This is a genomic window from Cupriavidus sp. C3SS-1 (assembly GCF_057073755.1).
This window is the reverse complement of record NZ_CP172699.1, coordinates 658523-684759: the sequence shown is the minus strand read 5'-3', so window position 1 is coordinate 684759 and position 26237 is coordinate 658523. Positions and strand designations below refer to the sequence as shown.

Genomic DNA, 26237 nt, shown 5'->3' with positions numbered 1-26237 from the left:
GGCGGGGTTGCGCGCACGGCGGTGCATGCAAGCCCGACTCCCGCTCACGCAAGGTAATACCGCCTGAGGCCTTCTACATCGACCTCCAGGCCGTCGGAGAGATATCTCGCCATGTTGCCGTAGGCGCCTTCAATCGCCTGCATGGAGGCATCCAGGTAACTGGCACGTACCTCCAGCAGCGGCATCATGACCTCCGGCCGGATGCCAAGACCCGTCATGCGTTCGAGCGCCTGCGTATTGAACGCGGCATTCCGCTGGTTGGATTCAAGGTAGTTGGCAAGAATGTCGTCCTGCCCAACGCCAAGCGCCGAAAGCAACAGCAGCGAAGCAAACCCCGTGCGGTCCTTGCCCGCGGTGCAGTGATACAGCAGCGTCTTGCCGGCCTGCGCGTTGCGCATGAATTCGCGGAAGACATCGCGGTACAGCACCGGGAAATCACGATAGACACCCAGCATGAATGCATCCACGTCCTCCGGCGTGCTTTCACGCAGGCGCGGCATCAGCACATCCATCGCCATGCTGCCTTCAAGCACCGGCATCGCGATCCAGTTGAAGCGCTGGCCAAACGACGCTTCGTCCGCCGACTTCTCGCCCGGCGAGCGGAAGTCCACCACCATGTCGAGTCCCAATCCCTGCAGCCGCTCGATATCGGCACCGCAGGCAAGCGCCGGGTTGCCGCTGCGGTACAAGCGGCCATGCCGTACACGGCGCCCGCCAGCGCCGGCAAGACCGCCCAGGTCGCGCGCATTGCTGACGGTCTCAAGTTGCAGTCCGCTTTCCCATTGGTTGATCATCCGTTTTCCTTATTCTGTCTTCCATGGCGCAACCTGTTCGCGCCGGGCGCCGGGCGATACGATCACGTCAGGCCACCGCCGATAGGCCCAATTATTTCAGATCACTCCGGCGCATGCATCACCTGCCGCCTTCCCGCATTGCGCCGAACCGCTGGCCATGCCGCTTTCGGCGCCGGGCTGGCACAATACGCGCCATGAAAAGTCTCTGGTCCGCCTTTGTCAAACTGCTGGTGCTAGCCATCGTCGGCGGCGCGCTGCTCGCCACCGTTGCCGTGTTGGTGGCCAACCGGCAGCTACCGTCGCTCGATGCGCTGACCGCGTTCCGCAGCACGTCCGACTACGTTCCGCTGCGCGAATTTCCGCGCGACCTGACGGTCGCGGTCGTCGCCATCGAGGACGAGCGCTTCTACCTGCATGACGGCATCGACTACGTGGGCGTGATCCGCGCCGGCGTGGCCAATCTCTCTGACGAACTGTCGCAGGGCGCGTCGACCATCACCATGCAGGTGGCGCGCAACTTCTTCCTGTCGCGCCAGAAGACCTATACGCGCAAGCTCTACGAGGTGCTGCTGTCGTACCGGATCGAGCATGCGATGAGCAAGGACGAGATTCTTGAGCTGTACATGAACAAGATCTACCTCGGGCAGGGTGCGTATGGATTTGCCGATGCGGCGCGGACCTACTTCGGCAAGCCGATCGGAAAGCTGACGCTGGCGGAATGCGCGATGCTCGCCGGCCTGCCCAAAGCACCGTCTGCCAACAATCCGGTGGTCAATCCGCGGCGCGCACGGCAGCGGCAGGCGTATATCCTGCATCGGATGCTGGAGCTGGGGAAGATTTCGCGCGGCGAATATGACGGCGCGCTGCTGGAGCCGATGCGCTTGAAATAGCGCTTCGCCTCAGGGATGTCGTAGTGCAATGGCGGGCGTGGGCGCGCGATGCCGGGGCGCCCGCCAGAAGACCTTATTCGACCATCGCGCGATGCCGCCCCATCGCCTCCCGCACAATCTCAAGCAGGCCGGCGCCGGCATCGGCATCGACATGCCCCAGCAAAGCCCTGCGCATCCGCGGCTCCCAGAACCGCTTGATGTGACCGGCGATATCCGCAAGCGCCTCTTCACGATCGGGCATCGCTTCGAAAAAGCTGCCAATCTGGTTGGCCATCGTAATCAGGTTATCGATCTTCATGCCAGGCTCGCTTCGTGTTGCAGGCGTTGGGGATGGGTGTAGACCACGTGGCCGCTGGCGCGGACAAAGCCGGCCAGCGTGACGTTGGCCTGTTCGGCCAGCCGCACGGCCAGCGCGGTCGGCGCGGATACGGCGGCCAGTACGCCGGCGCCAAGTGACGCAGCCTTGAGCACCATTTCATAGCTCGCGCGGCTGGTCACGAGCACCGCACCCGTGGCGATCTCTTCGCCACTGCGCGCCAGCGCGCCGGCGAGTTTATCCAGCGCGTTGTGGCGGCCCACGTCCTCCCGCACCATCGCGACATGGCCATCGGCGCGCAGCCACGCCGCCGCATGCGTCGCGCCGGTTTCGCGCTGCAGCGCCTGCCTCAACTGAAGCTGCACGAACGCGGCCTGGATCACCTCGGTATGGAAGCTCGCATCGGTCTTCACGGGAGCCGGCATGCGCATCACCTGCTCCAGCGATTCGGTTCCGCACAGGCCGCAGCCCGTGCGGCCCGCGAGCGAGCGGCGCCGTTCCTTCAAACCCATGAACGCTTCCGATGCAATCTCCAGCCGGACCGCAATGCCATGCTCGCGCGTTTCGACCTCGATGTCGTACACGTCGCGCGGACTGGAGACAATGCCTTCGCTCAGGCTGAAGCCAAGCGCAAAGTCTTCCAGGTCCGCCGGCGTGGCAAGCATCACCGCATGCGAGATGCCGTTGTACTCCAGCGCAACGGGCACCTCTTCGGCCAGCTCGTCCGGGCTCAGCGCGTGTTCACCGTTGCGCCAGCGGCTTACGGCAAAGGTGCTGTGCGTGGCCGGCTCACCGTCGGTTTGCTGCGCCGGTTCGAGTTCCGGCGCGTTCAGGCAGCGCATCATGGTGCGGTCCTCCTGTCAGCCTACCGCGGCCGGATCGGCACTGGCGGCTTCAAGCAGCTGCAATTGCTGCGCGTTGAACGCGTGGTACTCCTTCTGCCACGCGGACGGCTGCGCCACGGGCATTACCTGTACCGCCGTCACCTTGTACTCGGGGCAGTTGGTGGCCCAGTCGGAGTTGTCGGTGGTGATGACGTTGGCACCGGATTCCGGGAAGTGGAAGGTCGTGTAGACCACGCCCGGCTGCATGCGCTCGCTGACAATCGCGCGCAGCACGGTCTCCCCTGCCCGGCTTTGCACGCCGACCCAGTCGCCGTCCTTGACGCCGCGTTCCTCGGCATCGTGCGGATGGATCTCGAGGCGGTCCTCGTCATGCCAGTGGACGTTCTCGGTGCGCCGCGTCTGCGCGCCCACGTTGTACTGCGACAGGATGCGGCCCGTGGTCAGGATCAGCGGGAATGCGCGCGTGATCTTCTCCGTGGTCGGCACGTACTTGGTGATGATGAACTTGCCCTTGCCGCGCACGAACTGGTCGATGTGCATGGTCGGCGTGCCTTCCGGCGCGTCCGCGTTGCACGGCCACTGGATGCTGCCGAGCTCGTCCAGCCGCTTGTAGCTGACGCCGGAGAACGTCGGCGTCAGGCGCGCGATCTCGTCCATGATTTCCGACGGATTCTTGTAGTCCATCGGATAGCCGAGCGCGTTGGCCAGCAGGATGGTCGCTTCCCAGTCGGCATAGCCGGCCTTCGGCGGCATCACCTTGCGCACGCGCGAGATGCGGCGTTCCGCGTTGGTGAAGGTGCCATCCTTCTCCAGGAACGACGAGCCCGGCAGGAACACGTGCGCGTACTTGGCGGTCTCGTTCAGGAAGATGTCCTGCACCACGATGCATTCCATCGTCGACAGTGCTGCCGCGACGTGCTGCGTGTTCGGGTCGGACTGCACGATGTCCTCGCCCTGGCAGTACATGCCCATGAAGCTGCCGCCGAGCGCGGCTTCGAACATGTTCGGGATGCGCAGGCCCGGCTCGGGGCTGATCTGGACATTCCACGCCGATTCGAACAGGCCGCGCACGGTCGAGTCCGACACGTGGCGATAGCCCGGCAGTTCATGCGGGAACGAGCCCATGTCGCACGAGCCCTGCACGTTGTTCTGGCCGCGCAGCGGGTTCACGCCCACGCCTTCGCGGCCGACGTTGCCGGTGGCCATGGCGAGGTTGGCGATGCCCATCACCGTGGTGGAGCCCTGCGCATGTTCGGTAACGCCCAGGCCGTAGAAGATGGCCGCATTGCCGCCCGTTGCATACAGACGCGCGGCGCCGCGCAGCATGTCGGCCGGGACGCCGGTCACGCCCTCCATGGCTTCGGGCGAGTTCTCGGGCAGCGAGACGAAATCGCGCCATTGCTGGAACGCACGGTCCTCGCAACGCTCGGCGATATAGGCGTCAGCCAGCAGGCCTTCGGTCACGATCACGTGCGCCAGCGACGTCACCAGCGCGACGTTCGTACCCGGACGCAGTTGCAGGTGGTAATCGGCGCGGATATGCGGCGAATCGACCAGGTCGATCCTGCGCGGATCGACCACGATCAGCTTGGCGCCGGCGCGCAGGCGCTTCTTCATGCGCGACGCGAACACCGGGTGGCCATCGGTCGGGTTGGCGCCGATCACCATGATCACGTCGGACTTCTCGACCGACTTGAAGGTCTGCGTGCCGGCCGATTCGCCCAGCGTCTGCTTCAGGCCATAGCCGGTCGGCGAGTGGCAGACCCGGGCGCAGGTATCGACGTTGTTGTTGCCGAACGCGGCGCGCACCAGCTTCTGAACCAGATAGCCCTCTTCGTTGGTGCAGCGCGACGAGACGATGCCGCCGATCGAATCCTTGCCGTGCTTGGCCTGGATGCGCTTGAACTCGGAAGCCGCGTAGCCGATGGCCTCTTCCCACGACACTTCGCGCCACGGATCGGTGATCTTCGCGCGGATCATCGGCTTGAGGATGCGGTCCTGGTGCGTGGCGTAGCCCCAGGCAAAGCGGCCCTTGACACAGGCGTGGCCTTCATTGGCCTTGCCGTCCTTGTACGGCACCATGCGCACCACCTCGTTGCCCTTCATCTCGGCCTTGAACGAGCAGCCCACGCCGCAGTAGGCGCAGGTGGTGACGACGCTGCGCGGCGCCTGGCCCAGCTTGATGACGGAGGTCTCGGTCAGCGTCGCGGTCGGGCAGGCCTGCACGCAGGCGCCGCACGACACGCAGTCCGATTCCATGAACGACTGGCTGGTGCCCGGCGACACGCGGGATTCGAACCCGCGGCCCGAGATCGTCAGCGCGAACGTGCCCTGCGTTTCTTCGCAGGCGCGCACGCAGCGGTTGCAGACGATGCACTTGGACGGATCGTAGGTGAAGTAAGGATTGGATTCGTCCTTCTTCATCTCGGTGTGCGTGGCGATGGGGCCGCCGTCGTTGTAGCGCACCTCGCGCAGGCCCACTTCGCCGGCCATGTCCTGCAGTTCGCAGTTGCCGTTGGTCGGGCAGGTCAGGCAGTCCAGCGGGTGGTCGGAGATATACAACTCCATCACGCCGCGGCGCAGGTCGGACAGCTTGTCGCTCTGCGTCTTCACCTTCATGCCGGCTTCCACCGGGGTGGTGCACGAGGCCGGATAGCCGCGGCGCCCTTCGATCTCCACCAGGCACAGGCGGCACGAGCCAAAGGACTTCAGGCTGTCGGTGGCGCACAGCTTGGGCACGCTGACCTGCGCCTCCATCGCGGCGCGCATCACCGACGTGCCGGCCGGCACGGTGACGCTGACGCCGTCGACCTCGAGGGTGACCATCTCGGTCGATTCGCTGGCGGGGGTGCCGAAGTCGATCACATCGCGGCAATCCATGGTTGTCTCCCGTTGTTCTGTTCGTGAAGTCGGCTTGCGTCGACCTATGCCGCCTGGGCAGCGTTGGGGGCGAGGCCGAAGTCCTCGGGGAATTCATTGAGCGCGGACAGCACCGGGTACGGCGTCATGCCGCCCATGGCGCAGAGCGAGCCGTTGAGCATGGTGTCGCACAGGTCGCGCACCAGCTTGATGTGCTTGACAGGTTCGTTGCCCGCGATGATCCGGTCCATGACCTCGACGCCGCGCGTCGAGCCGATCCGGCACGGCGTGCATTTGCCGCACGATTCGACCGCGCAGAACTCCATCGCGTAGCGGGCCTGTTTCGCCATGTCGACGGTCTCGTCGAACACCACGATGCCGCCGTGGCCCACCACGCCGCCGAACGCGGCATAGGCCTCGTAGTCCATCGGCACGTCGAAGCGCGATTCCGGCAGGTACGCGCCCAGAGGGCCGCCGACCTGCACCGCGCGCACGGCGCGGCCGCTGCGCGTGCCGCCGCCATAGTCATGGAGCAGTTCGCGCAGCGTCACGCCGAAGGCTTTTTCCACGAGGCCGCCCTGGCGGATATTGCCGGCGAGCTGGAACGGCAGCGTGCCGCGCGAACGGCCCATGCCGAAGTCGCGGTAGTGCTGCGCGCCGCGCGCCAGGATGACGGGCACGGTCGCCAGCGAGATCACGTTGTTGATCACCGTGGGCTTGCCGAACAGGCCTTCGAGCGCGGGCAGGGGTGGCTTGGCGCGCACCACGCCGCGCTTGCCTTCCAGGCTTTCGAGCAGCGCGGTTTCCTCGCCGCACACATAGGCGCCTGCGCCCTTGCGCACTTCAAGCTGGAAGCGCTTGCCGCTGCCGCGCAGATCGTCGCCAAGCCAGCCTTCCGCGGTTGCAATGGCGATGGCGGCGTCCAGCACGGCAATCGCATGCGGGTATTCGGAACGGCAGTAGATATAGCCCTGCTCCGCACCCACGGCGAGGCCGGCAATGGTCATGCCTTCGATCAGCATGAACGGATCGTCTTCCATCACCATGCGGTCGGAGAACGTGCCCGAGTCGCCCTCGTCCGCGTTGCAGACGATGTACTTGATGGCGGACTTCGCGCCCAGCACGGTCTTCCATTTGATGCCGGTCGGGAACGCCGCGCCGCCACGGCCGCGCAGGCCGGAGTCGGTGACTTCCTGCACGATCGCCGCAGGCTCCATCGACAGCGCGCGCTCCAGGCCGGCGAAGCCTTCATGCGCGCGGTAGTCTTCAAGCGACAGCGGATCGGTGATGCCGACACGTGCGAAGGTCAGGCGCTCCTGGCGCTTGAGGAACGGGATCTCGTCGGTCAGGCCGTGTGCCAGCGCATGCGCGCTGCCTTGCAGCAGACCGGCGTCGAACAGTCCCGGCACATCGCCCACGCCGACCGGACCGTACGCCACGCGGCCCGCATCGGTCTGCACCTCGACCAGCGGCTCGAGCCAGAACATGCCGCGCGAACCGTTGCGCACGATGCGCACGGACTCGCCACGCGCCGCGGCTTCGCGTGCGATGGCACGCGCCACGTCGTCGGCGCCCAGGGCCAGCGCGGTGGAGTCGCGCGGGACGAAGATGGTGGTGACAGCGGCGTTCATGCCTGGGCCTCCTCGTTGGCGGGCTGGACGTCGCGCAGCTGGCGCACCAGCACGTCGAAGCGCTTCGCGTCGACGTAGCCGTGCAGTTGCTCGCCCATCATCACGGCCGGGCCGCAGGCGCACTGCCCCAGGCAGTAGACCGGCTCCAGCGTGACCGCGCCGTCGGCGGTGGTTTCATGGAAATCGCAGCCCAGCGCGCGCTTGGCATGTTCGACCAGCGCATCGGCGCCGACCGACTGGCAGGCCTCGGCGCGGCAGACCTGCACCACGTGGCGGCCGGCGGGCTGCTGGCGGAAATGGTGGTAGAACGTGATCACGCCGTGCACCTCGGCGCGGGACAGGTTCAGCGCCTTGGCGATGACGGGCACGGCCGTGTCGGGGATGTAGCCCTGGGTGTCCTGGATCTCGTGCAGGATCGGCAGCAGGGCGCCGGGCATGTCCTGGCGCGCCGCCACGATCGCGGCGATGGCCGCTGAGCGGGCCGCGTCGGCCGGCGCCGTAGCGGGGGTGGCGGTATCTGGCATGGCGTCTCCTGTGGGGGCCGCATCCTCGGCGGGGCGACCGTTATATGCTATTTTTGACCTATTTACCGGGCTATAACCACGGCTTTATGGCCGTTGGAGCGACTATAAGTAGTTGTTTGCCGAGGTTCAATAAGCTATTTTTTTCATATGATCCGCATCTCGATTTCGCCACACCTGCAGATCCGGGACGATGACAGCCCGGCCGCCGAACCGCTGGACGTATCGCGCCTGGTCGCGCTGCTGGGACACATCGAGACCTCGGGCAGCATCAGCCAGTCGGCCGAGGCGGTGGCGCTGTCGTACCGCTATGCCTGGGGCATCCTGCGCGATGCGGAATCCCTGTTCGGCGGCCCGCTGATCGCCAAGACCCGTGGTCGCGGCAGCGCGCTGACGCCGCTGGCGCAGCAGCTGGTCTGGGCCAGCAAGCGCATCGGCGCGCGGCTGTCGCCGACGCTGGACAGCCTGGCGTCCGAGCTGGAGATCGAGCTGAAGAAGCTGATGGAAAGGACCGACCCGGTCGTGCGGCTGCATGCGAGCCACGGTTTCGCGGTGGCGGCGCTGCGCGATTTCCTCGATGAGCAGCAGGTGCGGCACGACCTGAAATACTGCGGCAGCGTCGAGGCAGTGGCCGCGCTCGCGGAAGGCGCCTGCGATATTGCCGGCTTCCATGTGCCAGTCGGCGAGTTCGAGGAGGGCATGGTTCGCCACTTCACGACGTGGCTGAAACCCGACACGCACTGCCTGATCCACCTGGCCGTGCGCAGCCAGGGGCTCTTCACGCGCATGGGCAATCCGCTTGGCCTGCACACGCTGGAGGACCTGACGCGCAGCGACGTACGTTTCGTCAACCGGCAGGTCGGCTCGGGCACGCGGCTGCTGCTGGACCTGATCCTGGCCGCGCGCGGCATCGACCCGGCACGGATCGAGGGCTACAACAACGGCGAATTCACGCACGCGGCGGTCGCTGCGTATATCGGCAGCGGCATGGCCGATGTGGGCTTTGGCGTGGAGACGGCCGCGCGGCGCTTCGGGCTGGAATTCGTGCCGGTGCTCAAGGAGCGCTATTTCTTCGCGATCGAAAAGAAGAAGCTGACCAGCCCCGCACTGGCTGACGCCGTGGGCGCGCTGACGAGCGAGAGCTTCCGCCAGCGCGTCAATGAACTGCCCGGCTATGACGGCAGCCTGACCGGCACGGTGCTGACGCTGGCCGAGGCCTTTCCGGAATACCGCGCGGAAAGGCGCTGAACGGGAAACCGGGCGGCTTACCTGACCAGCAGCGACAGTCGGTCCGGATGGCCGGCCCAGTCCGCATGACCGGGCAGCGGCCCCTTTGCCTTCAGCAGCGGCGGCCAGTCCGCGCGGCGCGCCAGTTCGGCGTTGAGGGCCACGAAATGGCGCTGGTCCTCGGGCAGGTCATGCTCCGAATAGATCGCGCCGACCGGGCACAGCGGCACGCACATCGAGCAATCGATGCACTGGTCAGGATCGATGGCCAGGAAGTTGGGCCCTTCGTGGAAGCACGACATGGGGCAGACTTCCACGCAATCGGTGTGGCGGCACTGGATGCAGGCATCCGTCACGACAAAGGTCATCTTTGGGGGCAAACAGCGGACAGCAAACCCTTTGATGCTAGCGCGCCACCGCCGCCGGCGGGCCGGCAAGCGCTGTCGGACTCGTTCAAAATGCCTGAACCGCAGCAGCCGGATCAGTAGATCTCCGGAACGATCATGTCCTGCGGCACCGGAATGCGCACATAATCGGCATGCCGCTCGCGCTTGGGCAGCACCACGGGTTCCTGGTCGACGTCCGTATAAGGCACCTGCTGCAGCAGGTGATGGATGCAGTTGAGCCGCGCGCGCTTCTTGTCCACCGCCTGCACCACCCACCAGGGCGCTTCCGCGATATGCGTGCGCTCCAGCATGATTTCCTTGGCGCGCGTGTAGTCTTCCCAGCGGCGGCGCGACTCCAGGTCCATCGGGCTGAGCTTCCACTGCTTGAGCGGATCGTGGATGCGGCTCAGGAAGCGCAGGTGCTGCTCGTCGTCGGAGATCGAGAACCAGTACTTGATGACCTGGATGCCCGAGCGCACCAGCATGCGCTCGAACTCCGGCACGGAGCGGAAAAACTCTTCGTACTGGTCGTCGGAGCAGAAACCCATGACGCGTTCGACGCCGGCGCGGTTGTACCAGCTGCGGTCGAACAGGACGATCTCGCCAGCCGCGGGCAGGTGCGACACATAGCGCTGGAAATACCACTGCGTGCGCTCGCGGTCATTGGGCGCGGGCAGCGCGGCCACGCGGCACACGCGCGGGTTCAGGCGCTGTGAAATGCGCTTGATCACGCCGCCCTTGCCGGCCGCATCGCGGCCTTCGAACAGCACCACTATCTTGTGGCCGCTGTTGACTACCCAGCTCTGCAGCTTGACCAGTTCGCCCTGCAGGCGGAACAGTTCGTGAAAGTAGCGCTGGCGGTGCGCCCGTTCATCGGGTCCATCCTCGGCCAGCATGGCCTGGCCGTCGGGGCCCGTCACGAATTCACGATCCTCCAGTTCGAGTTCCAGCTCTTCGTCGTACTGGTCCGCCACCTCGCGGTGGATGCGCCGGATCAGCGCCTCTTCATGGTTGGTCATGTCATGCTCCCCATGCTTGTTCCGGTTTCGGCCAGGGCCTGGCACAGGCCCTCAGGGGGGCAATGCTAGTGCCCAAGTATGGCAATGGAGTGAAGGACTGCGCTACGACTACAAGTGGTTGCTCCCCGCTCCCATCGGCTGCGGGTGTTTTCTCCCCTCTCCCATAAACGGGAGCGGGGAGAAAACACGGGGCACGCCACCGTTGCCAGCATCCTCACGACGCTCCACGGTTCCTCGCTGCGAAAAGCCGCGGTTCACTCCAGCCCCAGCGCCCGCAGCCGCCGGTAAAGCGTGCGCTCGCTGCAGCCCAGGTGTGCCGCCAGCGCTTTGCGCGTGCCCGGGAATGCCAGCGCCAGCGTGCGCAGCGCCGCATCGTCGGGCCAGCGCGTGCGGCCGTGGCCTTGCCATGCGATCTCGCCCGGCGAATCCACGCGTACCGGCGTGGCCCGGCCCTGCAATAGTTCAGGCGGCAAATCGCGGGCGCGGATCACGCCGTCATCGGCGAACAGCATGGCGCGCTCCAGCACGTTGCGCAGTTCGCGGATATTGCCGGGCCACGCGTAGGCGCTCAGCCTTGCCGCAGCGTCGTCATCAATGCGCACGGTACGGTCCACCGGCAGCGCGCGCCGCAGCAGCGCCTGCGCCAGCAGCGGGATGTCCTGCCAACGCTCGCGCAAGGCAGGCAGGTGGATCGGAAACGCATTGATGCGATACAGCAGGTCCTGCCGGAATGTGCCCTGCGCCACCATCTCCTGCAGCGGCTTGTGCGTGGCCGCCACGAGGCGGAAGTCGGCGGCATGCGTTTCCAGCCCGCCCACGCGGCGGAACGTGCGCGACTCGATCAGCCGCAGCAGCTTGACCTGCATGGCCAGGGGCACGTCGCCGATCTCGTCCAGGAACAGCGTGCCGTGCTGCGCGGTTTCCACCAGCCCGGGCTTGCGCGACTGCGCGCCGGTGAACGCGCCTTTCTCATAGCCGAACAGCTCGCTCTCGAACAGCGTTTCAGACAGGCCCGAGCAGTCCACCACTACGAACGGTCCAGTGGCGCGATCGCTGGCGTCATGCAGTGCGCGCGCGAACATCTCCTTGCCGGTGCCGGACTCCCCTTGCAGCAGTACCGGCAACGCGGACGGCGCTACGCGATGCAATTGTTCGAGCACCGCGTTGAACGCGGGCGAGCGTCCGACCAGCCCGCCCTCGCTGACGCGTGCGGACGCGCTCCTGACGGTATCGAGCCGTTCGACAAAGGCGACGATGCTGCCGTCGGCGCCCACGATGGGCCGCAACTCGACATCGACATGCTCGGGACCGCGCGGCGTGTGGTGAACGTGCAGGACGCGGTCGCTGCCCAGCGTCTCGCGCGCCTTCTGCATCGGGCAATGCTCGCCGGCGCGGTCGCAGGGCTCGTCGTACTGGTGCGAGACCTGGTAGCACTTCCTGCCGACGGTCTGGGTCCCGTTGCGCGCGAACTGCCGCTGGTAGGCGGGATTGGCCGCGACGATGTTGTAGTCGGGATCGAGCACGATCATCGGCTGCGCCTCATGTTCGAGGAAGGCGATCAGCGGACGCATCGCGTCGGCCTGGACCGGCGCATTGCCGGTCTCGGAAGGGGAAGTTTTCGGGGGCGCCATCATTGTAGGCAATCCACTGCCACGGACTGCCAATCACTGCCATATGACAGAGGAGTATGCCATAGGCGCACGCTGGAAGCGGCGCTCCCAAACGGCCCCAGCATCTCTTTCTCCTTGATTACCCTGAAAAAAACCGCCCTGATCGCCAGCATGCGGCGCAGCAGGCACGGAAATTGACTTACTACGGCCCATAACATCAACTGGCAGACAAAATTGGCAGCTACCCCCTCGGCCCCCAGCCTTGCCGTAGAAGGCTTTTTCGACCCTCGTACCAGTACCGTCAGCTACCTCGTGCTCGACGAGGCCTCGCGCCAGTGCGCCGTCATCGACAGCGTGCTGGACTATGACGCCAGCGCCGGCCGCACCAGCACCGCCAGCGCCGACCACCTGATCGCGCGGGTACAGGCGCTCGGCGCCACGGTCGCGTGGATTCTCGAAACCCATGTCCATGCCGACCATCTTTCCGCCGCGCCGTACCTGCAGGCGCAACTTGGCGGCATGACCGCCATCGGCAATCACATCACCACCGTGCAGGACGTGTTCGGCACCATGTTCAACGCCGGCACCGCGTTTGCGCGCGACGGCAGCCAGTTCAACCGCCTGCTGGCCGACGGCGACGTCCTCAACATCGGTGGGCTGGAGATCACGGTGCTGGCCACGCCGGGCCATACGCCCGCCTGCCTGACCTATCTCGTCAGCGACGGCAGCCGGCAGGCCGCCTTTGTCGGCGACACGCTGTTCATGCCCGACTACGGCACCGCCCGCTGCGACTTTCCGGGCGGCGATGCGCGCACGCTGTACCGCTCGATCCGGCGCATCCTGTCGCTGCCGCCGCAGACCGAGCTCTACCTGTGCCACGACTACCAGCCCGGCGGCCGCGAACTGTGCTTCCGCACCACCGTGGCCGAGCAGCGCCGCGCCAACCTGCATGTCCACGACGGCGTGACCGAAGACGATTTCGTCGCCATGCGCACGCAGCGCGATGCCACGCTCGGCATGCCCGCGCTGATGCTGCCGTCCGTGCAGGTCAACATGCGCGCCGGCCACCTGCCGGAGCCGGAGGACAACGGCGTGCGCTACCTGAAGATCCCGCTCAACGCGGTTTGAAGCCCTGCGGCCCGGCCGCCTCTCTTCCGCCGCCTGCCGGCGGCGGGCAGCATTTACCCTCAAGGAACGCCCCAAACATGGATCCTCGCCCCCAAGATCCCCGCCCTGCCGTACGTAGCGGCCATGCCCCGGCCGCCAAAGTCATCGACAGCACGCACCGCGTGGTCATCATCGGCGCCGGTGCCGCCGGCATCGCCGTGGCCGCCAGTCTGCTCGCGCGCGAGCCGGGGCTGGACATCGCACTGATCGACCCCGCGCAGCACCACTACTACCAGCCCGGCTGGACCATGGTGGGCGGCGGCGTCTTCAAGGCCGCCGCCACCGTGCGCGCGATGGCGGACTGCATTCCGCCGCAGGCGCGCTGGATACGCGCTGCGGTGGCCGCATTCGACCCCGAGCGCAACGAGGTGCGGCTCGACGATAGCCGCATCGTCCGCTATGAGCAGTTGATCGTCTGCCCGGGCTTGCAACTCGACTGGGACGGCATTGAAGGCCTCACGCACGCGCTGGGGCGCAACGGCGTGACGTCGAACTACCGCTTCGACCTGGCGCCCTACACGTGGCGGCTCGTCAGCGCGCTGCGCGGCGGCAAGGCGCTGTTCACGCAACCGCCGATGCCGATCAAATGCGCCGGCGCGCCGCAGAAGGCCATGTACCTGGCCTGCGACGCCTGGCGGCGAAAAGGCACGCTCGGCGCCACGCGTGTCAGCTTCCTCAACGCCGGCGCAGCGCTGTTCGGCGTGGCGGATTACGTGCCGGCGCTGATGTCGTACGTGCGGGCATACGGCATCGACCTGCGCCTGCAACACCGGCTGACCGCCATCGACGGTGCGCGCCGGCGTGCGCGCTTCGTGCGCACCCTGGCCGACGGCACCACGCAGGACGTCGAAGAAGACTTCGACATGATCCACGTCGTGCCGCCGCAAAGCGCGCCCGGCTTTATCAAGGCCAGCCCGCTCGCGGATGCCGCCGGCTGGGTCGGCGTCGACCCGGCCACGCTGCGCCACCCTGCGTTTGCCAACATTTGGGCGCTCGGCGATGTGACTAACACCGGCAATGCGAAGACCGCGGCCGCCGCGCGCAAGCAGGCGCCGATCGTCGCGCACAACGTGCTGGCCAGCCTGGGCCGCGCGCAGGGCCTGGCCCACTACGACGGCTATGGCTCGTGCCCGCTCACGGTCGAGCGCGGCAAGATCGTGCTGGCCGAGTTCGTCTATGGCGGCAAGGTCAAGCCGACGTTCCCGAACTGGTTCATCGATGGCACGCGCCCTTCGCGCGCGGCGTGGATGCTCAAGGCCAACGTCCTGCCGTCGCTCTACTGGGAGGGCATGCTCAAGGGCCGCGAGTGGCTGGTGCGGCCGGCAGTGGTCGGATAGCCCGCGATGGAAGCCACTATCCTGACCGCCGCGCTCGGCGGCGTGATCGGCGCCATCCTGGCCGCCACGGGCGCGGGGGGCGGCATCCTGGCCGTGCCGATGCTGGTGTTCGGCCTGCATCTCGGCGTCGCGCAGGCCGCGCCCATGGGGCTGATCGCGGTGGGGATGTCGGCCGCGGTCGGCGCGGGACTCGGCTTGCGCGACGGCATCGTGCGCTATCGCGCCGCGGCGCTGATCGGCATGCTCGGCATGGCCGTGGCGCCGCTCGGCGTGGCGCTGGCCGGGTGGCTGCCGAATGCGCCGCTGATGGCGGCGTTCGCGCTGGTGCTCGGGCTCAATGCCTGGCGCACCCTGCGCAAGGCCGGCACGGTGGCAGCGCCCACGGAACCACCGCCGTGCGTGCTGCAGCCACAGCGTCGCCGGTTGCTATGGACGCGTCCGTGCGCCCGCGCGCTGGCCGCCATCGGCGCGCTGTCCGGCTTGCTGAGCGGGCTGCTCGGCGTGGGCGGCGGCTTTGTCATCGTGCCCGCTCTGCGCCGCTATACAGACCTGCCTGCGCGCAGCGTCCTGGCCACGTCGCTGGCGGTGATCGCGCTGGTGTCGGCAGGGGCCATCGCGGCGGCCACCGCGCGGGGCCGCGTGGACTGGGGCATGGCCCTGCCCTTCGCGCTCGGCGCGGTGGCGGCGATGCTGGCGGGCAGGCGTTTCGTCGCGGCGGCGCCGCCGGCACGGCTGCAGCGCCTGTTCGCGCTGGTGAGCATGGCCGCGGCCATGCTGATGCTGTGGCGCGTTGCCACGGGCGTGGCGTCAACGGCCGCCTGATCCAGTTGCAGCGAGAGCATGACGATCGCCCCCCGCTTTAAGTTTCGCTTAAGTCTCAGCCCATAGACTGCTCCCGTACCCAAGCACCGGATCGCCCGGACAGGAGAAACTCATGGCCCCCCAGGAACTGCAGGCACTCGAAACCTTTCTGACCCAGCTTGTGCAGGCCCGCGCCAGCGCCAGGGACCCGCAGGCCCAGCAGCTCATCGCCGAAGCCGTGGCCCGGCAGCCTGACGCGGCCTACCTGCTGGTCCAGCGCGCCATGCTGCTCGACCACGCGCTCGCCTCGGCGCAGGCGCAGGTCGCATCGCTGCAAGCGCAGCTCGCCGCCGCGCAGGCCAACGCAGGCAATGGTGGCTTCATCAGCGCGCAGAACGCATGGGGCAACACGCCCATGCAGACGGCACCCGCGCCGCAAGTCATGCAACAGCCTGCGCCGCAAGCGATGCCACAAACGATGCCGCAAGCCGCGCCGGTGCAGGCATCGCGCCCGGGCTTGCTCGGCGGCGGCTTCGGCAGCACGCTGGGCAGCATCGCCACTACCGCGGCCGGTGTGGCTGGCGGCGCGTTCCTGTTCCAGGGCATCGAGAACCTGTTCCACCACAACAGCGGCAGCGGCTTCCTCGGCCAGTCGGGCTCGGGCCAGGCACCGTCCGAGACCATCGTCAACAACTACTACGGCAACGACGACGCGGGCAACAGCAATATGGCCACGGCAAACGGCTTCCTTGACGATGGCGGGCTGTCCGGCGGACTCGACGACGGTGGCTTCTTCGACGACGATTCGTCGCTGGCGTAAAGCGCACACGGCGCAACGCGCGCCGGCAGGAAGCTTCCCCTGGGCGAGGGCCAGATGCTATGTTGGCAGGACGGATTCGAGGCAGGCCGCGTCGCCCGCGCGAAGCGACCTGCCCGTACCGCACATTCGCGCCCGCCATCCAGGGGAGGACATTGCATGCGCGCACGCTTGCGCCCGCCCACCGAAGGATTCCGATGGCTGTGGCAGTTATCTGCGGCCGGCTGGGGATATTGCGGCCTGGCCTACGCAAGCGCCGGACGGCTGCCGCCGCACTGCTGGCCGGCCAGGTCCGGCATGCCGCTGCGCGACCGGTATTCGTCGCGCCGGACCTCGCTGGTGCTGTTCACGCTCGCCTACCGCAAGGGCGTTGCGCCCGGCGGTGCCGCGCCGCCCAGTGAAATCGTGTCGTGGCGCAACCAGGCGTGGATAACGGCCTAAGGGCCTAAGGGCCTAAGCAGCCCGCACTCGCCGCGGTAGCGAAGCGCCATCGCGCCATCTCTCGCGGGCAACGCCAACGCGCGGCTTGCGGCCACGCGGCGTGACGTACACTGGGCATTCGCCCCCTGCCGCCACGCGACCATGCTCGATCTCCTGCGCAAGACCACCGATGTGCTGTTCGATACGAACCGCCGTTTCCGCCAGGCCAGGCAGTTCCATGCAATTCGCGTCGCGCTCGCGCTGCTGGTTTCGATCGCGCTGACCACCGGCATCGACATCCCGCACGGCGAGTGGGCCACCATTACCGTGCTGGTGGTCATCGGCGGGCTGCAGCACCACGGCAATATCCGCCGCCGCGCGGCCGAGCGCGGCCTGGGCACGCTGATCGGCGCGCTGGCGGGCCTGGCGCTGATCGTGCAGCAATCGTATGTCGGCTTGCCGCTGCTCACCTATGCGCTGATGGCCGTGATCTGCGGCTATTGCGCGTACCACGCGATCGGCAAGGGCGGCTATATCGCGCTGCTCGCGGCGATCACCGTGGTGATCACAGCCGGCCATGGCAACCAGAATGTCTATGACGCGCTGTGGCGCACCGTCGATGTGTTCATCGGCACGGCGATCGCGCTGGTGTTTTCGTTCGCGCTGCCGGCCTATGCCTCCTATGCCTGGCGCATCCGGCTGGCGGCGCTGCTGCGTGCGAGCGCGGCGGTCCACCGCAGGATGCAGAGCGGCTTCACCGATGCCGCGGAACAGCGCACGGCAATGCTCGACCTCGGCACGCGGCTGATCCCGTTGCGTGGACTGATTCCGTCCGTGGCCAAGGAGACCGGCGTGCCGGCCGCGGAGTTCGAAGAGATCCAGCACGCCGCGCGCGTCTGCATCAGCGCGCTGGAACTCATGGCCGCGATCGAACAGGAGACCGGCCTGCGCGAGGGCGAAGACCCGGGCATCGAGCCCGCGCTGCTGTCGATGGCCGAGGCGCTCGAGACCGGGCAGGCGCCATCGCCGGCCTCGTCAGCAACCGCCGCCCAGGCCGACCCGCTGCCAGGCCCGCTCCCTTTCATGGCGCGCCAGCTCGCCGCCGACCTGGCCCGCATGCGCGCGCGCCTGGACCGGCTCGGCGCGCAGCACGGCTTTCCCTACGGAACGCGATAGCCCGCACAGGGGCACCGTCCGACGGCGCATCGATACCCGGACCTCCGTGCCCCATGCGCGTGTCCGCAAATCGCCTACGCCCTTGTCAGACGCGCGCCGATTGCCGCGGTGCCTCGTCCGGTGAATTAATCAAGGTGAACGGGACAACCGGAGGTACCGGAATGAAGTCCATGGACGTGCATGTCGTGCCGGCGCAGCAAGGCTGGGCCGTCGAGGAAGCCAGCAGCCCGGCCAGCCGGAAGCTGTTCGCGACGCAGGAAGATGCGATCGAGGTCGCCACCGAGATGGCCCGGGAGCGTCGCAGCGAGCTGTTCATCCATGGCAGGGATGGCCAGATCCGCAGCCGCAGCTCATTCGGCCATGATCCGCGCCATATACGGGGCTGATGGCCTCGGCACACGTAGTCGGCATGCAATTCTGGCGTGGAGCTTGCTGCGAGTATTGCGCACAACCCTGCGGAGCCAGCCATGGACCCGATCGAGGAAACCGCCCGCTTCCTGCAGCGGCGCGGACTGCGACTGGCCACGGCCGAGTCATGCACGGCCGGCCTTATCGCTTCGCACATCGCCGATGTGCCCGGCTGCGGCGGCACATTGCAATGTGCCATCGTGGCCTATTCGCCTGATGCCAAGACGCGGATCCTCGGCGTAACCGACACGCTCATTGAACGGCACGGGCTGACCAGCGAGGAAGTGTCGCTTGCCATGGCAAAGGGCGCGTTGAAGATCAGCCGGGCCAACGTCGCCGTGGCCAATACCGGCGTGGCCGATGATGGCGCGCCGGACGGCACGCCGCCGGGCACGCAGTGCTTTGCGTGGCTGATCCGCCTGCCGGCGCGCGCTGCCCTGCCCTATGCATTCACCGAGACCAGGCGCTTTCGCGGCAACCGCACCGAGATCCGCGAGGCGGCAGCCGTATGGGCACTGCAGCGCATTCCGCACTACTACGCGCTGGCAACTTCTACCGGCACGCCGCCCTAAGGGGCGCCCATCCTTACCGATATCGAGGCACCACTCATGACTTCCACCAGACAAGCACCTGAAAAGCATCCGTCGGACCACACGCCGCAGTCCCCGCAAGCCCCGGACACCGTCGAGGTGAAGGTCTCCGGCGAAGGCAACGGCCTGGTCGATGACGAGACCTCGGGCTCGATGCCCTTGCCGGACCCCGGCAAACCGGTCCTCGACTCCCGCAAGACGGCCAACCAGGCCAACGGTGGCGAAGGCGACGAAGACGCGACCAGCCAGTAAAGCGGGCGAGATCGCGCGCGGGCCGCCGCACGTTGACGGGCTCCCCGACAGCCCCCATGGCATGGCGAATGCGTGGAGGGTGGTATCACTGGAGCTGAGATGAACAAAAATGTCGTCACGATCGGGGGTTCACGCGGGGCGTTCGCCGTACTGCGGACCGTGGTGACGGCCCTGCCCGCGAAAATCGACGCCGCCATTTTCGTCGTGCTGCACGTGGGCAAGCACAAGTCGGAACTGCCATCGCTGCTGAGCCGCTGGGGCAAGTTGCCCGCATCGTATCCTGTCCATGGCGATCCCTGGCACCACGGGCATATCTATGTGGCACCGCCTGACCACCACATGATGATCACGGAGGATACGATCCAGCTTTCCCGCGGTGCCAAGGAGAACTTCAGCCGCCCCGCGATCGATCCGCTGTTTCGCTCCGCGGCCGTGGCGCTTGGCGCGCGCGTGCTCGGCGTGATTCTCAGTGGCGATCTCGACGACGGTGCCGCCGGGCTGGCCTTTGTTCGGGCGTTCGGCGGGCGCACGTTGATCCAGAACCCACACCAGTCCGAGGCGGCGTCCATGCCGCGATCGGCCATGGAGGCAGCCGGCGCCGACGCCACGGCGGGCCCCGAGGAGCTCGGTGAAGCGATCCTGGCCATGCTGAGCGCCGGCATCGAGGGCGAACGCAAGCCCATGCGGGAGAAAGACATGCAAGCACTGCGAACCGAGGCCGCTACCGCCGAAAGCGCAATCGGCGGCTATGAGGCGCTGGACAGCATTGCTTCCCGCGCGACGATCACGTGTCCCGACTGTGGCGGAGCGATGTGGCAGCTGCGCGACGGGCAGCCGCTGCGCTTCCGGTGTCATACCGGCCATGCCTTCAGCGGCCTGGCTTTGACCACTGCGGAGGACAAGGCCGCCGAGCAGGCGATGTGGACGGCGCTGCGCGCGCAGAAGGAGGCGCTGGCGCTGGCGCGGATCCGCGCGACGCAGGCAAAGGCCGACGGCAACCATGACGCCTACCAGCTTGAGCAGTCGCGCATCCAGCAATGCGAACGGCTGCTGAAGGTCCTGCACACCGCGATGTCCACATGAGCGCGAGGTGCGCCGCGGTGCCGCTGCGGCCATGACGATACGCGTCGGCATCTCCGGCTGGCGCTACGCGGGGTGGCGCGGCGTGTTCTATCCACCGGGGCTCGCGCAGCGGCGCGAACTCGAGTACGCCTCGCGCCAGGTGGAGAGCATCGAGATCAACGGCTCGCACTATTCGCTGCAATCGATCGAAAGCTGGCAGGCATGGCACGACGCCGTGCCCGATGATTTCATGTTTGCGGTCAAGGGCCCGCGCTATCTCACGCACCGGCTGCGTTTTCGCGACGAGACGGCCGTGCCGGCATTGGCAAACTTCTTCGCCTCCGGCGTGCTTGCGCTGCGGCGCAAGCTGGGCCCGTTCCTGTGGCAGTTTCCACCAAACTTCCGGTTTGACCCCGAGCGCTTCGAACGCTTCTTGTCGCTGCTGCCACGCGACACCAGTGCGGCACTCGCGCTGGCCCGTGCGCATGACGGGCGCGTGAAGTCCCCCTGGCTGGCGGCAGAGGCCCACCAGCGGTTGCGCCACGCCGTCGAGATCCGGCACGAAAGCTTCCGTACCGCGGAATTTCCCGCGCTGCTGCGCCGCCACCGCGCTGCGCTGGTGATATCGCACGCGATCGCCGACTGGCCTTACTCCGAAGACGTGACCAGCGACTTCGTCTACATCCGACTGCACGGCGCCGAAGCGCTATACAGCGGTGCCTATGCCGACCAGGCGCTGGACCGCTGGACGCAACGCATCCGCGCCTGGGCCGCCGGTGGCGAGCCCGCCGATGCGCTGCGCATCGGCAAGGCTGCCGCGAAGCGCGCGCGGCGCGACGTGTACTGCTATTTCGACAACGACAAGAAGGTCAACGCACCGTTCGACGCGCGCAGGCTGCGCGAGCGGCTCGACCGGACCGGGCATTGAAGACTGGGGCTGCCGCAATGTATGGAAGCCAGCCGCGCCACCTTTACCATGCGAGCCGTGGCGACAGGACAAACAGCAGGTAGACGAACCCCACGACGCAGAGCAAGACCAGCAGCGAAAGATAGAAGCGGCTGCGCCCATGCGGATCGGTCTTGCGGTACAGACGGTGCGACTTCTCGAAATGCGGCCTCATGGCAGCGCTGCGCAAGGCGGTTTCATCACGCGCGTCCGGCCGCAGGCTCTGTGGCCACGCGCAGTTCGCTGCATAACACGCAATCCGGCAGGCATTCACTGGCCACCGCTTCGACGCGCAGCTTCGTGGCCAGGTCGCGCACCGTGCCGCGCAATGTCCATACGCCGTCGCGAAGTTCGGCCTCGACGATGCCGGGATCGACGATCCCGGCCAGCTCGATTTCCAGCCGTTCGCGCAGCCGCGCTTCGCTGGCCGGCACTGCCGTGCGCACGCCGTCCCCGTCGAAGCGCCCGGGCAGCGGCTCGGGCATTCCGCTGCGCCCGGCTGGTGTCGGCCCCGGCGCATTGGCTGGCGCGACACCATACATGCCGTAGCGCTCGACGCCCGCCGGCTCGTTGAGCCCCGACGGTACATAGGGCTGCACGGGCTCGTTGTCGTGACTGGCAGGCTTGACGTCGCCGGCCGCGGCGTGGCCGTGATCGTCGCTCACCGCGCTGTGGCCACCATAGCGGTAGTCGGTCAATCTTGTTCTGTCTTCAGGCATGGTGCGGACTCCAGGAGATCCACCGTGATCCACACGGCTCTGATGTTCTGCGAGCAACGTTTGTACCAAGCCGGGCATGCATGACGTGACCGCATATCGTATTGGCCTTTTTTGGCCCGGCATGGCTTCATCGGCCGGAATCAGCCGGGCCACCTTCAAGCTGGCGGTAGTTCTTGCGCCGCCATTGAAGAAAAGGGGTACGGGAGTTGCTTGCAGCGTCGCCCGCGGCGCCTGTATCGGGCGTCCGGTTCCCGCGTCAGGCATGCTCGCCAAGCAACTCCGTTTTACGCGCTTCGAGCTGCTGCGCGACATCGGCGAGATCGACCTTGGCCTGGATGACGGCGGGGAACAGTTCGTTCTCCTCTTCCTCGACATGATGGCCGACATACTCGGACAGCACCGTGTATCGTGCCTCGAGCATTTCCGGCTCGCCGGACTCGATCTCCGCGACCAGGTCCTTGGCGACGCCGTGCTCGACCTTGGCCTCATCGAGCATGTCGTCCATCTTGTCGTTCACGCCGCGCAATGCGGGGTAGAAGATCTCTTCCTCGATCTGCGCATGGACCGTGAGCTGGCGGCAGGTCTCCGCCGCAATGGACTGTTTGTCGGCATCTTCCTTCGCGTCCTGGAACTGCTTGAACAGCTTCTTCACGGCACGATGATCGTCGGCCAGCAGGCCAAGGGCGGCACGTTGCCCGGTGGGGATTTTCGATTTGTCCATGATGTCGTCCCTGCAATGGAGATTGAGCCATTGGCGCGCCCGCTGCGCAGCACGCCTCGCCCGCCAGCAGCAAAATGCGTTCCATGCGGGGCGCCGTGGTCAGATTCGAGGATGCGCTGGAGCGGCAGTCCCGTGCATGTCACGCTTCTTGCGTCTGCAGGGGAGGCGTTTTCAACCCGTGCAGGAGACCGCATATGAAAGCAGTGGTATTTCACGCGATTGGTGACATCAGGCTGGAGGACGTGCCCGATCCGCGCATCGAAGAGGAATCCGATGCCATCGTGCGGCTCACCGCCAGTGCTATTTGCGGCACGGATCTGCACTTCGTACGCGGCACGATGGAAAGCCTGAAGCCGGGCACGGTGCTCGGCCATGAAGGCGTGGGCGTGATCGAGCAGCTCGGCAAGGCAGTGCGCAACCTGGCAATCGGCGATCGCGTGGTGATTCCGTCCACGATCGCATGCGGATACTGTTCCTATTGCAGCGCCGGCTACTACGCGCAGTGCGACAACGCCAACCCGCATGGCAAGCAGGCCGGCACGGCGTTCTACGGCGGCCCGGAGCAGACCGGGCCGTTCCAGGGCTTGCAGGCCGAGAAAGCGCGCGTGCCGATGGCATCGGTCAATCTCGTCAAGCTACCGGACACCGTGACGGACGAGCAGGCGATCATGCTGTCCGACATTTTTCCCACCGGCTATTTCGCCGCGGATATGGCGGGCATCCATCCCGGCCATAGCGTGGCCGTGTTTGGTTGCGGCCCGGTCGGGCAGTTCGCGATTGCGTCGGCAAAGCTGCTGAACGCCGGACGCGTGCTGGCGATCGATGCCGTGCCGGACCGGCTGGACATGGCGCGCGCACAGGGCGCGGAGACCATCAACTTCGACGAGGAAGATCCGGTGCAGGCCATCCTGGCGCTGACCGGCGGCATTGGGGTCGATCGCGCCATCGACGCGGTCGGTGTCGATGCCGTTCACGCGCATCATGGCCCGGCGTCGGGCGATCCCGCCAATGCCGAAGGAGAGAAACTGAAGGACAAGCTCGCGCCCCACGCGCGCCCTGACGGCCGCAACTGGGTCCCCGGCGATGCGCCCGCACAAGCGCTGCAATGGGCAGTGAAGAGTCTGGCCAAGGCCGGGACACTGTCGATCATCGGCGTCTATCCGCCCACCGACAACACCTTCCCCATCGGCGCGGCCATGAACAAGAATCTGACGCTGCGCATGGGCAACTGCAACCACCGCGCGTATATCCCGAAGCTGGTTGAGCTGGTGCGCACGGGTGCCATCGATCCGACCGCGATCCTCAGCAGGACGGAACCACTCGCCGATGCGATCGCGGCATACCGGCAGTTCGACACGCGCCAGCCGGGGTGGATCAAGATCATGCTGGAGCCGGCAAGTGCCGGTTAATGGCGGTAAGTGGCCGCGCAAAAAAACAAGCCCTCGCTGTGGAGGGCTTGTTTTCAATGCCGAGGCCCGAGCTGAACTGTCGGAGCCTCATGGGCTATCGCGCCGGCGTGCTGATCGCGTCAGCACGCAGCGGATCTCAGCCGGCGAAGTTCTTGCTGGCGAAGTCCCAGTTCACGACGTTCCAGAATGCCTCGACGTACTTGGGACGGGCATTGCGATAGTCGATGTAGTAGGCGTGTTCCCACACGTCGCAGGTCAGCAGCGGCTTGGCGTCGGTGGTCAGCGGGGTGGCGGCGTTCGAGGTGGACACCAGGTCGAGCGAACCGTCGGCCTTCTTGACCAGCCAGGCCCAGCCCGAACCGAACGTGCCGACGGCGGTCTTGGTGAACTCTTCCTTGAACTTGTCGAACGAGCCCCATTTGGCGTTGATGGCATCAGCCAGCGCGCCGGTCGGCTGGCCGCCGCCGTTGGGCTTCATCGATTCCCAGTAGAAGGTGTGGTTCCACACTTGGGCAGCGTTGTTGAAGATGCCGCCGGACGACTTCTTGGTGATCTCTTCCAGGGTCGCGTTCTCGAACTCGGTGCCCTTGATGAGGTTGTTCAGGTTGGTGACGTAGGTCTGGTGATGCTTGTCATGGTGGAACTCCAGCGTCTCCTTGGAGATGTGCGGAGCCAGGGCATCATGCGCGTACGGCAGCGGGGGGAGCTTGTGTTCCATTGTTCTGTCTCTGTGGGTTGGGGTTGTGGTCGGGAATGCGGCCGGGGAATTGCCGATTGTAGGAGACTTGCAAGACCCACGCAAACCGCGGCGCAAAGCCCCCTGAGGTCATGTTAGTTTGTCCGCGGCGGGTCGGTCTGGGTTCAGATTCCGCCCAGCTTGGCCTGTACGGCGGCAATCGCGACGTCGGCCACGCCTTCGGCCAGATGGGCCTCCACCACGCTGCCGGGACGCAGTTCCGCAGGCGAGCGCAAGGCGTGTCCGCGCGGGTCCAGCAGCACCGCGTAGCCGCGTTCCAGCGTGCGTTGCGGGGCCAGCAATTCCAGCGCGCCCGCCACGCGTGCCAGGCGCTGCGCCTGCCGCTCCTGCTGGCGGGCCGCCGCGGCCTGCATGCGCTGCGCCAGCCGCGCGACGCCGGCACCGGCCGCCGCCGTGTCGGGCCGGCAAGCCGTCCAACGCATGGCGAGCAGCTGCTGGCGATGGCGCTGCGCCACCAAGGTCTCCCGCAACGCCGCACGCAAGTGTCGCGCCAGATTGTCGACACGCGCGCGCCGCTCCTGCAGTTGCGCTTGCGGGCTGCGCAGCCGCCGCGCGAGCCAGTCCAGGTGCTGTGCGCGCCGGTCCAGTTCCCGTCGCATCGACTGCACCAGGCCGTCGCCGGCGCGGCGCGTCAGCGCCAGCAGATGCCCGCGGTCCGGACTGACCAGTTCGGCCGCGCCGGTGGGCGTGGGCGCGCGCACGTCGGCCACGAAATCGGCAATGGTGAAATCGGTTTCATGGCCCACGCCGGAGATCACCGGCACCGCGCTGCGCGCAATGGCATGCGCTACTACTTCTTCGTTGAAGGACCACAGGTCTTCGATGCTGCCGCCGCCGCGGCACAGGATGATCACATCGCATTCGCGCCGCGCGCTGGCCTGGTCGAGCATGTCGGCAATTTTCTGTGCGGCGCCGGCGCCCTGCACCGGCACCGGATAGACCGCCACCGGCACATGCGGCGCACGCCGGCGCAGCGTGGTCAGGACATCGCGCAAGGCAGCCGCCTGCAGCGAAGTCACGATGCCGATCGCACGCGGATGCGTCGGCACGGGCCGCTTGCGCTCGGGAGCGAACAAGCCTGCCTGGGCGAGCTTTTCCTTCAGGCGCAGGAACGCCTCGTAGAGATTGCCAAGGCCCGCGCGGCGCATGGCCTCCACCCCGAGCTGCAGGTCCCCGCGCGCTTCGTACAGCGTGACCACGGCGCGTACTTCCACCGCTTCGCCTTCACGGGGCGTGAAATCGACATGCTGGTTGCGCCCGCGAAACATCACGCAGCGAATCTGCGCTCGCGCGTCCTTGAGCGAAAAGTACCAGTGGCCGCTGGAGGCCCGGGTGAAGTTCGAGATTTCGCCGCGCACCCACGTCAGCGGAAATCCGCGCTCGAGCATGGTCGCGATCGCGTGGTTCAACTCGCCGACGGGAATCGCTTCGCGCGGGTTGCGGGCAGGCATGGAGGACGATTCGCGCGAAAAGGTCTGCGGCTCTGGCATGGGGCGTCGCCGCGCGTGCGGCGTGGGTTGGACATGTCCACAGCATAACGGCTATGTCAAGAGGACA

The 26237-nt window shown here is 66.8% G+C and carries 28 protein-coding genes; 14 read left to right on the top strand and 14 right to left on the bottom strand.

Features of this window, described 5'->3' with window-relative positions; genetic code table 11:
• Window positions 1-44: 44 nt before the first annotated feature.
• A complete protein-coding gene (locus ACIGJC_RS03250; RefSeq protein ID WP_483710593.1) occupies window positions 45-794 on the bottom strand; it encodes a tyrosine-protein phosphatase in 750 nt (249 codons plus the stop codon).
• A 194-nt stretch (window positions 795-988) separates the two neighbouring features.
• Here ACIGJC_RS03250 and ACIGJC_RS03245 point away from each other — a divergent pair, with 194 nt between their 5' ends.
• Window positions 989-1684, top strand: a complete 696-nt coding sequence (locus ACIGJC_RS03245; RefSeq protein WP_483710592.1) for a transglycosylase domain-containing protein — start codon at window positions 989-991, stop codon at window positions 1682-1684.
• A 73-nt stretch (window positions 1685-1757) separates the two neighbouring features.
• On the opposite strand, the gene ACIGJC_RS03240 is transcribed toward ACIGJC_RS03245, so the two are convergent.
• Genes ACIGJC_RS03240 through ACIGJC_RS03220 form a run of 5 tightly spaced genes read right to left on the bottom strand, consistent with a single transcriptional unit; the run spans window position 1758 to window position 7859 of the window.
• Window positions 1758-1982 carry a formate dehydrogenase subunit delta gene (locus ACIGJC_RS03240; protein ID WP_483710591.1) on the bottom strand — a complete coding sequence of 75 codons (225 nt, stop codon included), beginning with the start codon at window positions 1980-1982 and terminating at the stop codon, window positions 1758-1760.
• Window positions 1979-2845 (bottom strand): formate dehydrogenase accessory sulfurtransferase FdhD, encoded by an 867-nt coding sequence (fdhD, locus tag ACIGJC_RS03235; RefSeq protein WP_483710590.1) that lies wholly within the window; start codon window positions 2843-2845, stop codon window positions 1979-1981. The genes ACIGJC_RS03240 and fdhD overlap by 4 nt, the downstream gene beginning before the upstream one ends.
• 15 nt (window positions 2846-2860) lie before the next feature.
• Window positions 2861-5725 carry a formate dehydrogenase subunit alpha gene (gene fdhF / locus ACIGJC_RS03230; RefSeq protein WP_483710589.1) on the bottom strand — a complete coding sequence of 955 codons (2865 nt, stop codon included), beginning with the start codon at window positions 5723-5725 and terminating at the stop codon, window positions 2861-2863.
• Between the two features lie 44 nt (window positions 5726-5769).
• Window positions 5770-7335, bottom strand: a complete 1566-nt coding sequence (locus ACIGJC_RS03225) for a formate dehydrogenase beta subunit (RefSeq protein ID WP_483710588.1) — start codon at window positions 7333-7335, stop codon at window positions 5770-5772.
• Complete coding sequence (locus tag ACIGJC_RS03220; RefSeq protein ID WP_483710587.1) at window positions 7332-7859, bottom strand: formate dehydrogenase subunit gamma; 528 nt, start codon at window positions 7857-7859, stop codon at window positions 7332-7334. The genes ACIGJC_RS03225 and ACIGJC_RS03220 overlap by 4 nt, the downstream gene beginning before the upstream one ends.
• Window positions 7860-8006: 147 nt before the next feature.
• Here ACIGJC_RS03220 and ACIGJC_RS03215 point away from each other — a divergent pair, with 147 nt between their 5' ends.
• Window positions 8007-9104, top strand: coding sequence for a substrate-binding domain-containing protein (locus tag ACIGJC_RS03215; RefSeq protein WP_483710586.1), 1098 nt, complete (start codon window positions 8007-8009; stop codon window positions 9102-9104).
• Window positions 9105-9121: 17 nt separating this feature from the next.
• Here ACIGJC_RS03215 and fdxA read toward each other — a convergent pair whose 3' ends face one another.
• From fdxA to ACIGJC_RS03200, 3 genes are all read right to left on the bottom strand, one after another.
• Window positions 9122-9451, bottom strand: a complete 330-nt coding sequence (gene fdxA / locus ACIGJC_RS03210) for a ferredoxin FdxA (protein ID WP_483710585.1) — start codon at window positions 9449-9451, stop codon at window positions 9122-9124.
• Window positions 9452-9564: 113 nt separating this feature from the next.
• Complete coding sequence (gene ppk2 / locus ACIGJC_RS03205; RefSeq protein ID WP_483710584.1) at window positions 9565-10488, bottom strand: polyphosphate kinase 2; 924 nt, start codon at window positions 10486-10488, stop codon at window positions 9565-9567.
• A 254-nt stretch (window positions 10489-10742) separates the two neighbouring features.
• Complete coding sequence (locus tag ACIGJC_RS03200) at window positions 10743-12059, bottom strand: sigma-54 interaction domain-containing protein (RefSeq protein WP_483711457.1); 1317 nt, start codon at window positions 12057-12059, stop codon at window positions 10743-10745.
• A gap of 273 nt (window positions 12060-12332) precedes the next feature.
• On the opposite strand from ACIGJC_RS03200, the gene ACIGJC_RS03195 reads away from it, so the two are divergent.
• From ACIGJC_RS03195 to ACIGJC_RS03145, 11 genes are all read left to right on the top strand, one after another.
• Entirely contained in the window at window positions 12333-13226 is an 894-nt protein-coding gene (locus ACIGJC_RS03195; RefSeq protein ID WP_483710583.1) for an MBL fold metallo-hydrolase, read from the top strand.
• Window positions 13223-14602 carry an NAD(P)/FAD-dependent oxidoreductase gene (locus ACIGJC_RS03190; RefSeq protein WP_483710582.1) on the top strand — a complete coding sequence of 460 codons (1380 nt, stop codon included), beginning with the start codon at window positions 13223-13225 and terminating at the stop codon, window positions 14600-14602. The genes ACIGJC_RS03195 and ACIGJC_RS03190 overlap by 4 nt, the downstream gene beginning before the upstream one ends.
• Window positions 14603-14608: 6 nt before the next feature.
• On the top strand, window positions 14609-15424 hold the full coding sequence (locus ACIGJC_RS03185; protein WP_483710581.1) for a sulfite exporter TauE/SafE family protein: 816 nt from the start codon (window positions 14609-14611) through the stop codon (window positions 15422-15424).
• A gap of 112 nt (window positions 15425-15536) precedes the next feature.
• A complete protein-coding gene (locus tag ACIGJC_RS03180) occupies window positions 15537-16223 on the top strand; it encodes a DUF2076 domain-containing protein (RefSeq protein ID WP_483710580.1) in 687 nt (228 codons plus the stop codon).
• A gap of 156 nt (window positions 16224-16379) precedes the next feature.
• Window positions 16380-16661, top strand: a complete 282-nt coding sequence (locus ACIGJC_RS03175) for a hypothetical protein (RefSeq protein WP_483710579.1) — start codon at window positions 16380-16382, stop codon at window positions 16659-16661.
• Window positions 16662-16802: 141 nt separating this feature from the next.
• A complete protein-coding gene (locus tag ACIGJC_RS03170; RefSeq protein ID WP_483710578.1) occupies window positions 16803-17816 on the top strand; it encodes an FUSC family protein in 1014 nt (337 codons plus the stop codon).
• A gap of 161 nt (window positions 17817-17977) precedes the next feature.
• Window positions 17978-18202 (top strand): DUF2188 domain-containing protein, encoded by a 225-nt coding sequence (locus tag ACIGJC_RS03165; protein WP_483710577.1) that lies wholly within the window; start codon window positions 17978-17980, stop codon window positions 18200-18202.
• Between the two features lie 81 nt (window positions 18203-18283).
• On the top strand, window positions 18284-18796 hold the full coding sequence (locus ACIGJC_RS03160) for a CinA family protein (protein WP_483710576.1): 513 nt from the start codon (window positions 18284-18286) through the stop codon (window positions 18794-18796).
• A 36-nt stretch (window positions 18797-18832) separates the two neighbouring features.
• Window positions 18833-19066 (top strand): hypothetical protein, encoded by a 234-nt coding sequence (locus ACIGJC_RS03155; RefSeq protein WP_483710575.1) that lies wholly within the window; start codon window positions 18833-18835, stop codon window positions 19064-19066.
• 99 nt (window positions 19067-19165) lie between these two features.
• The gene (locus ACIGJC_RS03150) at window positions 19166-20149 is read left to right on the top strand and encodes a chemotaxis protein CheB (RefSeq protein ID WP_483710574.1); all 984 of its coding nucleotides are present in this window, start codon (window positions 19166-19168) and stop codon (window positions 20147-20149) included.
• A gap of 31 nt (window positions 20150-20180) precedes the next feature.
• Window positions 20181-21056 (top strand): DUF72 domain-containing protein, encoded by an 876-nt coding sequence (locus ACIGJC_RS03145; RefSeq protein WP_483710573.1) that lies wholly within the window; start codon window positions 20181-20183, stop codon window positions 21054-21056.
• Between the two features lie 43 nt (window positions 21057-21099).
• On the opposite strand, the gene ACIGJC_RS03140 is transcribed toward ACIGJC_RS03145, so the two are convergent.
• The 3 genes from ACIGJC_RS03140 to ACIGJC_RS03130 all read right to left on the bottom strand — a co-directional run bounded on the left by ACIGJC_RS03140 (window position 21100) and on the right by ACIGJC_RS03130 (window position 22514).
• Complete coding sequence (locus ACIGJC_RS03140; protein ID WP_483710572.1) at window positions 21100-21249, bottom strand: hypothetical protein; 150 nt, start codon at window positions 21247-21249, stop codon at window positions 21100-21102.
• A gap of 25 nt (window positions 21250-21274) precedes the next feature.
• Complete coding sequence (locus tag ACIGJC_RS03135; protein WP_483710571.1) at window positions 21275-21793, bottom strand: hypothetical protein; 519 nt, start codon at window positions 21791-21793, stop codon at window positions 21275-21277.
• Between the two features lie 256 nt (window positions 21794-22049).
• Window positions 22050-22514, bottom strand: coding sequence for a hemerythrin domain-containing protein (locus ACIGJC_RS03130; RefSeq protein ID WP_483710570.1), 465 nt, complete (start codon window positions 22512-22514; stop codon window positions 22050-22052).
• A gap of 194 nt (window positions 22515-22708) precedes the next feature.
• Here ACIGJC_RS03130 and ACIGJC_RS03125 point away from each other — a divergent pair, with 194 nt between their 5' ends.
• Window positions 22709-23923 carry a zinc-dependent alcohol dehydrogenase gene (locus ACIGJC_RS03125; RefSeq protein WP_483710569.1) on the top strand — a complete coding sequence of 405 codons (1215 nt, stop codon included), beginning with the start codon at window positions 22709-22711 and terminating at the stop codon, window positions 23921-23923.
• Between the two features lie 136 nt (window positions 23924-24059).
• Here the strand turns inward: ACIGJC_RS03125 and sodB are convergent, their stop codons facing one another.
• The gene (sodB, locus tag ACIGJC_RS03120; protein WP_483710568.1) at window positions 24060-24641 is read right to left on the bottom strand and encodes a superoxide dismutase [Fe]; all 582 of its coding nucleotides are present in this window, start codon (window positions 24639-24641) and stop codon (window positions 24060-24062) included.
• Between the two features lie 143 nt (window positions 24642-24784).
• On the bottom strand, window positions 24785-26170 hold the full coding sequence (gene xseA / locus ACIGJC_RS03115) for an exodeoxyribonuclease VII large subunit (RefSeq protein ID WP_483710567.1): 1386 nt from the start codon (window positions 26168-26170) through the stop codon (window positions 24785-24787).
• Between the last annotated feature and the right edge of the window lie 67 nt (window positions 26171-26237).

Excerpts from the sequence above, each read along its gene's own strand:
- ACIGJC_RS03150 (WP_483710574.1), top strand. The coding sequence starts at position 19,166 with ATGAACAAAAATGTCGTCACGATCGGGGGTTCACGCGGGGCGTTCGCC.
- ACIGJC_RS03245 (WP_483710592.1), top strand. The coding sequence starts at position 989 with ATGAAAAGTCTCTGGTCCGCCTTTGTCAAACTGCTGGTGCTAGCCATC.
- fdxA (WP_483710585.1), bottom strand. The coding sequence starts at position 9,451 with ATGACCTTTGTCGTGACGGATGCCTGCATCCAGTGCCGCCACACCGAT.
- ACIGJC_RS03180 (WP_483710580.1), top strand. The coding sequence starts at position 15,537 with ATGGCCCCCCAGGAACTGCAGGCACTCGAAACCTTTCTGACCCAGCTT.
- ACIGJC_RS03130 (WP_483710570.1), bottom strand. The coding sequence starts at position 22,514 with ATGGACAAATCGAAAATCCCCACCGGGCAACGTGCCGCCCTTGGCCTG.
- ACIGJC_RS03170 (WP_483710578.1), top strand. The coding sequence starts at position 16,803 with ATGCTCGATCTCCTGCGCAAGACCACCGATGTGCTGTTCGATACGAAC.
- ACIGJC_RS03200 (WP_483711457.1), bottom strand. The coding sequence starts at position 12,059 with ATGCGTCCGCTGATCGCCTTCCTCGAACATGAGGCGCAGCCGATGATC.
- ACIGJC_RS03160 (WP_483710576.1), top strand. The coding sequence starts at position 18,284 with ATGGACCCGATCGAGGAAACCGCCCGCTTCCTGCAGCGGCGCGGACTG.
- ACIGJC_RS03240 (WP_483710591.1), bottom strand. The coding sequence starts at position 1,982 with ATGAAGATCGATAACCTGATTACGATGGCCAACCAGATTGGCAGCTTT.
- ACIGJC_RS03125 (WP_483710569.1), top strand. The coding sequence starts at position 22,709 with ATGAAAGCAGTGGTATTTCACGCGATTGGTGACATCAGGCTGGAGGAC.
- ACIGJC_RS03225 (WP_483710588.1), bottom strand. The coding sequence starts at position 7,335 with ATGAACGCCGCTGTCACCACCATCTTCGTCCCGCGCGACTCCACCGCG.
- ppk2 (WP_483710584.1), bottom strand. The coding sequence starts at position 10,488 with ATGACCAACCATGAAGAGGCGCTGATCCGGCGCATCCACCGCGAGGTG.
- fdhD (WP_483710590.1), bottom strand. The coding sequence starts at position 2,845 with ATGATGCGCTGCCTGAACGCGCCGGAACTCGAACCGGCGCAGCAAACC.
- xseA (WP_483710567.1), bottom strand. The coding sequence starts at position 26,170 with ATGCCAGAGCCGCAGACCTTTTCGCGCGAATCGTCCTCCATGCCTGCC.
- ACIGJC_RS03140 (WP_483710572.1), bottom strand. The coding sequence starts at position 21,249 with ATGAGGCCGCATTTCGAGAAGTCGCACCGTCTGTACCGCAAGACCGAT.
- ACIGJC_RS03185 (WP_483710581.1), top strand. The coding sequence starts at position 14,609 with ATGGAAGCCACTATCCTGACCGCCGCGCTCGGCGGCGTGATCGGCGCC.
- ACIGJC_RS03175 (WP_483710579.1), top strand. The coding sequence starts at position 16,380 with ATGCGCGCACGCTTGCGCCCGCCCACCGAAGGATTCCGATGGCTGTGG.
- fdhF (WP_483710589.1), bottom strand. The coding sequence starts at position 5,725 with ATGGATTGCCGCGATGTGATCGACTTCGGCACCCCCGCCAGCGAATCG.
- ACIGJC_RS03220 (WP_483710587.1), bottom strand. The coding sequence starts at position 7,859 with ATGCCAGATACCGCCACCCCCGCTACGGCGCCGGCCGACGCGGCCCGC.
- ACIGJC_RS03155 (WP_483710575.1), top strand. The coding sequence starts at position 18,833 with ATGACTTCCACCAGACAAGCACCTGAAAAGCATCCGTCGGACCACACG.
- ACIGJC_RS03250 (WP_483710593.1), bottom strand. The coding sequence starts at position 794 with ATGATCAACCAATGGGAAAGCGGACTGCAACTTGAGACCGTCAGCAAT.
- ACIGJC_RS03215 (WP_483710586.1), top strand. The coding sequence starts at position 8,007 with ATGATCCGCATCTCGATTTCGCCACACCTGCAGATCCGGGACGATGAC.
- ACIGJC_RS03135 (WP_483710571.1), bottom strand. The coding sequence starts at position 21,793 with ATGCCTGAAGACAGAACAAGATTGACCGACTACCGCTATGGTGGCCAC.
- sodB (WP_483710568.1), bottom strand. The coding sequence starts at position 24,641 with ATGGAACACAAGCTCCCCCCGCTGCCGTACGCGCATGATGCCCTGGCT.
- ACIGJC_RS03145 (WP_483710573.1), top strand. The coding sequence starts at position 20,181 with ATGACGATACGCGTCGGCATCTCCGGCTGGCGCTACGCGGGGTGGCGC.
- ACIGJC_RS03165 (WP_483710577.1), top strand. The coding sequence starts at position 17,978 with ATGAAGTCCATGGACGTGCATGTCGTGCCGGCGCAGCAAGGCTGGGCC.